At 39.8% G+C, this 6,652-nt stretch carries 6 protein-coding genes; 2 read left to right on the top strand and 4 right to left on the bottom strand.

The window, feature by feature from the left end:
* The first annotated feature begins 283 nt into the window (after window positions 1–283).
* Window positions 284–451 carry a transposase gene (locus RMY00_RS25405; protein WP_416212101.1) on the top strand — a complete coding sequence of 56 codons (168 nt, stop codon included), beginning with the start codon at window positions 284–286 and terminating at the stop codon, window positions 449–451.
* The gene (locus RMY00_RS36250; protein ID WP_416212103.1) at window positions 405–542 is read left to right on the top strand and encodes a hypothetical protein; all 138 of its coding nucleotides are present in this window, start codon (window positions 405–407) and stop codon (window positions 540–542) included. Before RMY00_RS25405 ends, RMY00_RS36250 begins: the two co-directional genes overlap by 47 nt.
* 234 nt (window positions 543–776) lie before the next feature.
* Here the strand turns inward: RMY00_RS36250 and RMY00_RS25400 are convergent, their stop codons facing one another.
* From RMY00_RS25400 to RMY00_RS25385, 4 genes are all read right to left on the bottom strand, one after another.
* A complete protein-coding gene (locus RMY00_RS25400) occupies window positions 777–1,928 on the bottom strand; it encodes an ABC transporter permease (protein ID WP_322650199.1) in 1,152 nt (383 codons plus the stop codon).
* A gap of 198 nt (window positions 1,929–2,126) precedes the next feature.
* Complete coding sequence (locus tag RMY00_RS25395) at window positions 2,127–3,266, bottom strand: ABC transporter permease (RefSeq protein ID WP_322650198.1); 1,140 nt, start codon at window positions 3,264–3,266, stop codon at window positions 2,127–2,129.
* Window positions 3,263–5,221, bottom strand: coding sequence for an ATP-binding cassette domain-containing protein (locus tag RMY00_RS25390; RefSeq protein ID WP_322650197.1), 1,959 nt, complete (start codon window positions 5,219–5,221; stop codon window positions 3,263–3,265). Before RMY00_RS25390 ends, RMY00_RS25395 begins: the two co-directional genes overlap by 4 nt.
* Before the next feature lie 88 nt (window positions 5,222–5,309).
* The gene (locus RMY00_RS25385; protein ID WP_322650196.1) at window positions 5,310–6,620 is read right to left on the bottom strand and encodes an HlyD family secretion protein; all 1,311 of its coding nucleotides are present in this window, start codon (window positions 6,618–6,620) and stop codon (window positions 5,310–5,312) included.
* Window positions 6,621–6,652: the final 32 nt, after the last annotated feature.

The following is a 6,652-nucleotide window of genomic DNA, read 5'->3' as shown; positions in this document are numbered from 1 at the left end:
ACTTACCGAGTTTGCTTTCCCCTATTATATGCAGCTTCATATTAAATTGGTATAAAACTTGAACTTTAATTATAAAACCTGAATCCTTACGGTACTACTTCTCCTTCAATTCTCTTCTAAGAAACAGAAATGTTTCTTTACATCCATTGGGAATGCGATCGCTTTCCTCGGACGCTTTTGTCACTCTGGGAAAATAAAAATTGGGGCTAAATGATAAAATCTTATTCGTCATAAACCTCAAGGTAATGAACCTGAGTTTGATTTGCGTACTCATCTTTACCGTATGAGTGGAGTAGATTTTACTCGCGTTGACGGTCTTGGTGTCCTGACAGTACAAATTATTCTTTCTGAGGTTGGTTTAGATCCCAGTCGGTTCCCCACAGTCAAACACTTTACTTCTTGGCTTGGTCTTTGCCCTGGCAGCCAGCCGCATTACTGGTGGCAAAATTAAAAGTTCTCAAACTCGTCTTGTAGTCAACCGTGCCACCAATGCTTTCTGCATGGCAGCACAAACTGCTGGCAGTTTAGATTCTCCTGAATAGATGAATGGAAATCTGGATCTTCGGGATGGGAAAGAGGGTTACTCATAATTGTCGTTCAAATGCCATTGGATTGGGACTGGAAGCAATTTAAACACTTTTACTGAAGTTTTAGAAGCGTTCAGTACAGCCATGTATAAGTCGATTTATTGATTGGTTGAACTTAAATCGTGACGTGTTTGCTGCTGACAAAACTAGTTTGGGTTATATTTGGGCTTGATTTTTGTATAAGTCTCGCTAAACAGCTTTTGAGTTAAGCTGAGTGCGAAATTTATGAATACTAATTAGTAATAAAAGAACTGCAAAGAACAATAATGATATGGCATTTGGCCAAAGCACATCAAGATTAACGCCCTTGAGTAGTAAACCACGCACAATCAGAACATAGTGACGTAATGGATTAAGTAATGATAAGTACTGAAATAGCGATGGCATACTTTCAATAGGTGTAATCGTACCAGAAAGTAAACCTAAGGGTACATTAACAGCAAATGATATAAGTTGAGTCTGCTGTTGAGTACTGAACACTGTCCCAATGAGAATACCTATTCCGAGCGCATTTAAAACGTAGAGACCAGAAAGTGTCAAAAAGAGGAAAACATTACTCCGCACGGGTAGTCCAAAGATGAGTCGAGCTAAACCAAGTACCAAGCAGACATCACCCAGCAATAAGACAGTTAAGGGAAATAACTTAGCTAAAAGAATTTCCCAGTTAGCAGCAGGAGTCATCAATAACTGTTCGAGTGTCCCAGCTTCTTTTTCCCTCACCATTGCGGCTGATGAAACTATTGAGCCTACTAGATTGAGAATTACACCCATAATTCCAGACAGAAAAAACCAACTACTAATTAAGCCAGGATTGTATAGAAATGTAATTTGAGGCTGTACTTGCGCGGACACAAAACTAGAGTTTATTTGTTGACCATAATGGTTGATAATCTGGGTAATATAACTTCTAACAATCCCCGCAGTATTGGCATTAACTGCATCTACAAAAACCTGAACTTTTGTGATGCCTTCTCGACTTAAGTCACGGTCAAATTCAGGTGGTATGACTAAGCCAACAGAAACTTTTCCCGTTTCCATTTGTTGGTTAAGGATTTGCTCACTGTCATTTAGACTAGCCAGATTAAAAGTATGATTTTCAGTTAAAGCAGAAATCAGTTCACGACTACTAGAGGTTTTTGCATAATCAACAATCCCCATATTCAAATTATGTACATCTGGACTAATAGCTGAACCATAAATTAAAAGCTGTATCGTTGGTAGAACAATAAATAAAAAAATCAGACGTTTATCGCTGAGAATTTGGTAGGTTTCTTTGATTGCTAATGACCAAAAGCGGTTTTTAAAGAATAGATATATCTTCTGATGAAAAGATAGAAACATAAAAACTTTCAAATTTATTTAGAATTGGATAGAGAAACAGAGAAGGCTAACTCTGCCTTTTTTACTTCTTTTTCTGCCACTACACAGATACAGCAGATTACATCTAAGTAAAATACACAAGGGTGGGCTTGTATGCCCACTTCACAAGATTTATCATACTAATTTGTACTAGTTTTACTTGCAAAGTGCTGTAATTATCTATTCCGATAATTGCATGCGCTTTAGACCATGTAAAGCACCAAAAAATAGTAAAAATCCTAACAGTGCTAAAACCAAGGGAACAGACCAAACACTTGACCATCCTGTCCCTCGTACAAAAGAGTCACGAGTTAGTTCAATATAATAGCGGACTGGGACAATATTAGAAATGAGCGAGAGAGGGAAGGGAATATTGCTCAGTGGATAGACGAAGCCAGACATGACTAAGGCTGTTAAGTAACCAACACTAAGAACTTTTTGAGTAGCCTCACTTTGGCTTTCAGATTTTACGCCGTAAAACAAGCCGAACATGACGCCACTGATTAAGAATAAGAGAGTACCAATCAACAATGGTAAAATGTCACCTGCTAATCGTATCCCAAAAATAAGTGAGCCTAAGACCATAATAAATAGGCTTTGGGCAATAGCAATTAAGAAGTAAGCTAACCCTTTGCCTAGCAGTAGTTCAACAGCACTTAAACTAGAAGCATAAACCTGGATAATAGTACCTTCCTCTTTTTCTCTAGTCATGGCAAGAGCTGCGAACAGTGATGGATAAACCCAAAGGACAAGAGCATAAGCTCCAGGGACAATATAGAGAGATTCTTTACGTCCTGGATTAAACCAGAGACGCACTTGCGCTGCTATTTGGCTGCTGCTTGATTGTAGTCCGGTACTTTTAAGGAAAAAATCAGTGGTAGAACTAATAGTGTTTTCAATTACACGTGCGTTATTAACATCTGTCCCATCTATAAGGACTTGTAAGTTGCTGACTTTACCAGATTTGATCCGACGAGTAAAATCGGGTGGAATTATTAATACTGCTTTGGCTAGACCACGATCAATTGCTTTGGAGGGATCGGAAATTAGAGAGTCCTGATTAGCTAATGTCGAGTCATTACTATCAAAAGGAACAGCCTGGAACTGGTTTGTAGCGAACAAGCGCTCAATATATGTGCGACTGAGAGGGGTGCGGTCGAAGTCCTGAACAAGTAGCCGAATTTCTTTGACTTCTAGCCTGATGGCAAAGCCATAAATCAATAAGGTAATTAGAGGCAGTATAAAAGCCAGTGTCACAGTCAGGCGATCGCGCCGGAATTGTGCTAATTCTTTTCTACACTGAGTCCATATTCTTGTCATAATTTATCTTGTTGAGCGCGTTGGACAATGTTAATAAAGGCATCTTCAAGAGAAAAAGGAATAGGCCGCAGCGAATACAGGTCGATATTTTCTGTTTGTAAAATTGAACGGATATGAGGGATATCTGTACTAAGACAATCTAAAACCAAGTGTATGCGATCGCCAAAAATTGATATGCGCCAAGAATCAAGTTTGGTTTTCAGCAAATTAGAAGCATCCTGAGTCCGATTCACTACAATTTCTAGCAAATGACCAGGTTGAGAAGTTTTAATCTCAGTCGGTGAACCTTGAGCTACTACCTTACCCGCCACCATGAAACCCATGCGGTTGCACTGTTCCGCCTCTTCTAAATAGTGAGTTGTTACTAACACTGCTGTTCCTGACCTGGCAAACTCGTTAATTAATCGCCAAAACTGACGACGTGCCAAAGGATCTACTCCCGATGTCGGTTCATCTAAAAACAAAATTTCTGGCTCGTGCATTACCGATGCACCAAAAGCTAGCCGTTGTTTCCAGCCTCCTGGCAATTGACTTGTGAGTGTATTTTCTTTTCCAGCTAAACCACAAGTGGTAAGTACCCATTTAATCCGGGAACGGCGTAGCTGAATTGGCACATTATAAACTCCACAATAAAATTCTAGGTTCTGAATAATTGTCAAATCATCATAAAGGGTAAATTTTTGACTCATATAACCGATGCGTTGCCGGATGGCGCTGCCACGTAAATTCTGAGTTTGTCCAGCTAAGGAGATTGTTCCAAATGTTGGTTCTAACAAACCGCAGAGAATCTTAATTGTACTTGTCTTGCCTGCTCCATTTGCTCCTAGCAAACCATAAATCTCGCCATAATGAACTTCTAAATCTACACCTTTAACTGCTTGAAAATCACCAAATATTTTTTTCAGCTTATAGGCAGAGATTGCTACACCTGTACGATGTCTACTTTTGACACGGGGAAAAGGAATAAATTCAGAGTCATTGCCAGCAGTCCGCAGACGATTAACAAAGACATTTTCTAAGGTGGCATCAGCAGTTTGAATACTCTCTAGATTCAGTTGTTGTTGCTGAAAAATTCTTTGCACCGCCTCTGTTGCTACAGAGACATCTTTAACTAATATATCTAGGCGATCGCCAAAGGTTTGGACATCAACTACTGATGTTTCCTTGTAGTCTTTTGCTTTTTGTAATAACTGTTCAGCTGCTTCCAGGTGATTAGTTCGTACTTCTAGTCTTTGTAAATTCAAGCTCTCACGTAATTGAGTGAGAGTACCAATTTGTTGAATTTCTCCTTCATAGATTAAAGCAATACGATCACACCTTTCTGCTTCATCTAAATAAGGTGTGGCCACAACTATGGTAATTCCCTCTGACGCTACAGCAGCTAGAATATCCCAGAATTCCCGACGTGATACAGAGTCAACGCCTGTTGTTGGTTCATCCAATAGAAGAATTTCGGGTTGAGAAATTAACGCACAACACAAAGCTAATTTCTGTTTCATGCCCCCAGAAAGACGACCAGCCAAACGCTTTGCAAAGCTCTGCAAATCCATTAAACCTAAATATTTCTGGCGGCGTTGCCGAAAAAGGTGTTGTGGGACTTCCTTTAATCCGGCAGCATAGCGCAAATTTTCATCAATGCTTAAATCGGAGTAAAGTGAGAACTGTTGGGTCAGATATCCAGTAGCTAAACGAGCATTACGTGGTGTTTTTCCTAATATTTTAACCTTGCCAGCAGATGCCTCCATGACACCAGCCAAAATATGAAAGGTGGAAGTTTTTCCTGCACCATCAGGGCCGATTAACCCAAAGATTTCTCCTCGCTTCACAGCAAAATTTATTCCTTTTACAGCAACTATTTTGCCGTAACGTTTATATAAACCTTCTACCTGAATAGCGATATTTTCTGTCGCTTTGTTAGGGTAACTAGATAAATTATTCTTAGTAGTAGATAGCATGATACTATTGATAATAAATTTAAATTCCAAATGTTAAGTGATAAATCGACGCTGATTGTGAATTCGCAATAGTAGCTCTTTGTAAAAGTTATTTCTTCGCTTCAGATGCAATAATGATTTCGGCATCAGCCGACATTCCTGGCTTGGCCAATCCGTCTGGTTTATTGATGATAATTTTGACACCGAACACTTGTTTTACTCGGTCTTTTGGAAAATAAATATTCTCAGGAGTAAAAGATGCTTGAGTGTCGATGGCTGCAACTTTTGCACTGATAGGTTGCTGAGGTGCTGAATCCACATATATCCGAGCCTGTTGGCCAACATGCACCTTACCAATATCTGCTTGGGGAATAAAAGCGCGCAAATAAATATTGTTAGGATCGATGACTGTTAACAGAGTTTTGCCGGGAGTAACTACAGTTCCTGGTTCTACACTCCGACTAATGACAACCCCGTTGATAGGATTAACAACCTTGAGATCGGTAACTTTAGCTTTAATTTCCTGTTGAGCGGCTTTTGCATTAGCCACATCAGCTTGAGCGGCAGCTAGCTTCAAACGTGTTTGCGTCAATTGTGTACGTAACCCGGCTATCTGTGAGTTGCGAATCGAGGGATTTAATTCTGTAGTTTGGGCTTGCGTTAATTTCCCTTGAGCAGAATTGACTAATTTTTGAAATGAACTCATTGCTGCTTGACGGGATTTAACTGTGGACAGAGCTGTTTCGTAAGCTGTTTGACTTTGGTCAAATTGTTGCTTGGTAACAGCTCCTTCGGCTACCAATTTAGCGTAGCGATCGCGGTTGATTTGCGCTAATTTTAACTCTGATTTTGCTTGGTCTACCTCAGCGATCGCTTGATTTAATTGTGCCTGAGCGGAAGCCAATGCTGATTCAGCCTCAAAAATTCGACCCTTGGCATCTCCTTCAGACTGTTGCAAGGCTAGCTGATTTTCCAAAATTTGGTTGTTTAAGAGATTGATTTGCAACTTTGCTTGTTCTTGTTGTTGTTGCATTGAATCTACGCGAGCAACCGCACCTTTTAATTGTGCTTGTATCTCTGCATCATCTAGTTTGACAATCACTTGATTTTTGAGAACCCGATCCCCTTCTCGCACCTCTACTGAGTCGATGCGAGCTGCTACTTTCGCACCAATATCAGTTTCATAACCTTCAATACGACCACTAACTCGCAACGAAGTGATTTTTGGGGGTAATGAGAAATAATACCAGGCTGATACACCCGCTCCCACCAAGAACAAGCTCACTAATATCAACACCAAACGAAAACGTTTACCTTGAGGTTTCTTTGTACTTGGCATACCAGGTTCAACATTTCCTGGTATTTCTACAAGTGAGTGAGCATCAACTAATTCTATATCATGCCCTTTTCTATGATTCATTTAATATCCTCACAACTAAATCCGTTGAAAAA

The organism is Nostoc sp. ChiVER01 (assembly GCF_034531155.1).
Lineage (GTDB): Bacteria > Cyanobacteriota > Cyanobacteriia > Cyanobacteriales > Nostocaceae > Nostoc.
The sequence above is the reverse complement of the archived record's forward strand: the minus strand, read 5'-3'. Positions and strand labels throughout refer to the sequence as shown.

Coding starts and splice junctions, on each gene's coding strand:
- RMY00_RS25385 (WP_322650196.1), bottom strand. CDS start 6,620: ATGAATCATAGAAAAGGGCATGATATAGAATTAGTTGATGCTCACTCA.
- RMY00_RS25390 (WP_322650197.1), bottom strand. CDS start 5,221: ATGCTATCTACTACTAAGAATAATTTATCTAGTTACCCTAACAAAGCG.
- RMY00_RS25400 (WP_322650199.1), bottom strand. CDS start 1,928: ATGTTTCTATCTTTTCATCAGAAGATATATCTATTCTTTAAAAACCGC.
- RMY00_RS25405 (WP_416212101.1), top strand. CDS start 284: ATGAGTGGAGTAGATTTTACTCGCGTTGACGGTCTTGGTGTCCTGACA.
- RMY00_RS25395 (WP_322650198.1), bottom strand. CDS start 3,266: ATGACAAGAATATGGACTCAGTGTAGAAAAGAATTAGCACAATTCCGG.